This is a genomic window from Methylorubrum podarium (assembly GCF_022179745.1).
GTDB classification, from domain to species: domain Bacteria; phylum Pseudomonadota; class Alphaproteobacteria; order Rhizobiales; family Beijerinckiaceae; genus Methylobacterium; species Methylobacterium podarium.
In genome coordinates this window covers 1-3,144 of record NZ_BPRD01000319.1, presented here as the reverse complement: position 1 = coordinate 3,144, position 3,144 = coordinate 1, and the positions used below count along the sequence as shown (strand labels likewise).

3 protein-coding genes are annotated in these 3,144 nt (G+C 70.8%); 2 read left to right on the top strand and 1 reads right to left on the bottom strand.

Going from position 1 to position 3,144, the window contains the following annotated elements:
- The first annotated feature begins 91 nt into the window (after positions 1-91).
- Complete coding sequence (gene hmuQ / locus MFF42_RS15970) at positions 92-427, top strand: heme-degrading protein HmuQ (protein WP_238256628.1); 336 nt, start codon at positions 92-94, stop codon at positions 425-427.
- Between the two features lie 735 nt (positions 428-1,162).
- Positions 1,163-2,668 (top strand): sugar transferase, encoded by a 1,506-nt coding sequence (locus MFF42_RS15965; RefSeq protein WP_238256627.1) that lies wholly within the window; start codon positions 1,163-1,165, stop codon positions 2,666-2,668.
- Positions 2,669-2,672: 4 nt separating this feature from the next.
- Here the strand turns inward: MFF42_RS15965 and MFF42_RS15960 are convergent, their stop codons facing one another.
- Entirely contained in the window at positions 2,673-3,128 is a 456-nt protein-coding gene (locus tag MFF42_RS15960; protein ID WP_238256629.1) for a Fur family transcriptional regulator, read from the bottom strand.
- Positions 3,129-3,144 lie beyond the last annotated feature (16 nt).

Sequence of the window (3,144 nt, the reverse complement as noted above, 5' to 3'; positions counted from 1 at the left end):
CCGGCTTCAGCTTACGAGCGAGACTACGTAGAGTCATCAATTTCGAGCAGTCGCGCGGCGGCGGGCTCGATCAGATCAGGAGCATTCGGGCATGTTCATCGCGATGAACCGGTTCAAGGTCGTGAAGGATTCGGCGCAGGACTTCGAGCAGGTCTGGCTCGGACGCGACAGTCATCTCGGCGAGATGGAAGGGTTCGTGGAGTTCCACCTGCTGAAAGGGCCGGAGGCCGAGGACCACATCCTCTACGCCTCGCACACGATCTGGCGCTCGCGAGCCGATTTCGAGGCCTGGACCCGCTCGGAACAGTTCCGCAAGGCGCATGGCCGCGTGCCGGGCACCAAGCCGCTCTATCTCGGCCACCCGCAATTCGAAGGGTTCGAGTCGATCCAGACCGTCGCCCGGCCCGAAAGCGAGCAGGCGGCCTGAGACGCCTCCGCCACGCCTCGTCCCGGACAGCGGATCCGGGCCGAGGCCTTAACATTCTGTTATCCATAGCGATTTGGGAAGATCGGCCGCCCGCGGCGCCGCGGCGGCCGCGGCGGGAACACCCCCGCCATCCCGAGGGCGGGACGGCGCGGAGGTCGTCGGCCCGCTCGAGGCCGACAGGGTCGGCCCATTCTGCGAGCGGGGCGGCGGAGCCGAAGAACGGCCCGCCGCCGAGCCCGATCGGTCCGGGCAATAATTCCTGTGCATAGACCGGGACCACCGGCACGGTGGAGGCCGGAAACGGAGCGCGCGCGAAGGGCGGCGCGCCCGAAATCAAGTGTCCGGGTCGCGCGGCGGGCGCGAAGCGAGGGCGGACAGCGATCCGGTCTTGATTTCTTCCAATGCCGGGCGCTGGTTTCGCACGGCCCCGCGCCGCTCGATTACTGATTCCCTCTCAAAATCCGCGACTTTCGTCTCACCTCGGCGTCGCACCCGCGCCGGTGGGATCGATCGAGGCCGGATCCGCGTTCGGCCCGCGCGGCGGTGACGGACGAAGGCTTTTCGAAGGAACGGCCGGGCTTTCGTTCGCCGGTCGCATGTCGGCCGCCGCGGCACCGGTCTCCGGGCGCATCCGGTGCGCGGCTTGCGCGGGAAGACGCGAAACCGGGGGCGGCGACCGAAAACGTCCCGCTTCGGGACAGATCACCGCCTTCAGGGCAGCACAACGCGGGACACATGTTTCACGAGCGCCCACCCCAGCAGTACCAGCGCCTGCCCGAAGACCGGACGCGCCGGTCCGTCTGGACCTCGCTTCTGCCGCAGCGGCGGCGCACGGCCCTGCGCGTCGGCATCTCGGCCGCGCTGCTCGCGGCCGATCTCGTGGCGATCTTCGCGGCCGGCTTCGCGGTGGACGCGGCCTACCACGCCTATATCGGCGACGGGGGGCTGATCCCGCTGACCCGCAGCATGAACCTGCAGACGGCCGGGTTCCTGTCCTTGATCGTAGTGCCGACCAACCTCGCCCGCGGCGAGTACGGCATCGAGCGCTGCCTGTCGCAGACGCCGCACCTGCAGCGCCGGGCGACGCTCTGGCTGATGGCCTGGGCCGTCGCCCTCCTGGCCGGCTTCGCGACGAAGACGACGCAGGATTTCTCCCGCGTCGCCACGGTCGCCTTCTTCCTCACCGGCCTGCCGGTCACGATCCTCGTCCGGGCGGCGGCGGTGGCGCTGGTGCGCCGCTGCAGCACCTCGACCTCGCCCTCCGTCAGCCGCGTCCACCTCGTTGGCTACGAGGAGGACGTGACGAATTTCTACGCCAACAACGACGTCGACGCGCTGGGGCTTCGCGTCGTCGGCACGAGCTACCTGCGCCGTTTCGATCCCGCATCCGGCCCCGGAAGCGCGGAGACCCTGCTCGCCGAGGATCTCGACCTCGCGGTGTCGGTGGTGCGCTTCCTGCGGCCGGACGACGTCTTCGTGCTGGTGCCCTGGTCGGAGCCCGCCGACATCGAGCGCTGCATCGACGCCTTCCTGCGGGTGCCGGCCGCCCTCCATCTGCGCCCCGGCACGATGATGGACCGCTTCCCCGACCTGCAGGTCGCCCGCGTCGGCCGGCTGTCGGGCATCAATATCGGCCGCCGCCCGCTCTCGGTGGGCGAGATCCTGCTCAAGCGCGCCTTCGACGTGACCCTCGCGGGGCTCGGGCTGGTGCTGCTCGCCCCCCTGTTCGTCGCCCTCGCCGTGCTGATCAAGCTCGACAGCCCCGGCCCGGTCTTCTTCCGGCAGCGGCGCTACGGCTTCAACCAGGAGGCCTTCGGCGTGTTCAAGTTCCGCAGCATGAAGGCCGCCCCCGACGCGCCCTTCCGGCAGGCGTCCCGCAACGACGACCGCATCACCCGCATCGGCGCTCTGCTGCGCCGGACCAATCTCGACGAGCTGCCCCAACTCCTCAACGTGATCCGGGGCGACATGTCCCTCGTCGGCCCCCGCCCGCACGCGCTGGCCCACGACCGCAGCTTCGAGCGGCGCATCGCCCTCTACGCCCGCCGCCACAACGTGAAGCCGGGCATCACCGGCTGGGCGCAGGTCAACGGCTTCCGCGGCGAGACCCTCACCGACGCGGCGATGGAAGCCCGGGTCCAGGCCGACCTGCACTACATCGACAACTGGTCGCTCTGGCTCGACATCACGATCCTCTTCCGCACGATCGCCTCGCCGCGGGCCTACCGCAACGCGTTCTGACGGGCTACGCGCGACCCGGCGCGTCCGGCGCGTCGCCGCGTCCGCGGCAGGCGCCGCACTCGCCCTCGACCTCCAGGATCCGGCTCGTCGGGGTGAAGCCGGCCCCGGCCAGCGTCTGGTCGAGGGCGCTCTCGACCGCTGGCGCGGTCATCTCGTCGATGCCGCCGCAGGTGCGGCAGATCAGGAAGACGAGGCCCGCCCCCGCGCCGTGCTCGTGCCCGCAGGAGACGAAGGCGTTGCGGCTGGAGATGCGGTGGACGAAGCCCTGCTCGGTGAGGAAGTCGAGCGCCCGGTAGACCGACACTGCCGCGACCCGGCGCCCGGGGGCGCTCATCCGCTCGGCGATGTCGTAGGCGCCGAGGGGCCGGTGCTCCGACGCCACCGCCGCGAGCACGTCCCGCCGCAGCCGCGTGAACTGCAGGCCGCGGGCCTGGCACAGGCGCTCCGCCCGCTCGACCACGTCGCCGGCCTCGCCG

Excerpts from the sequence above, each read along its gene's own strand:
- hmuQ (WP_238256628.1), top strand. The coding sequence starts at position 92 with ATGTTCATCGCGATGAACCGGTTCAAGGTCGTGAAGGATTCGGCGCAG.
- MFF42_RS15965 (WP_238256627.1), top strand. The coding sequence starts at position 1,163 with ATGTTTCACGAGCGCCCACCCCAGCAGTACCAGCGCCTGCCCGAAGAC.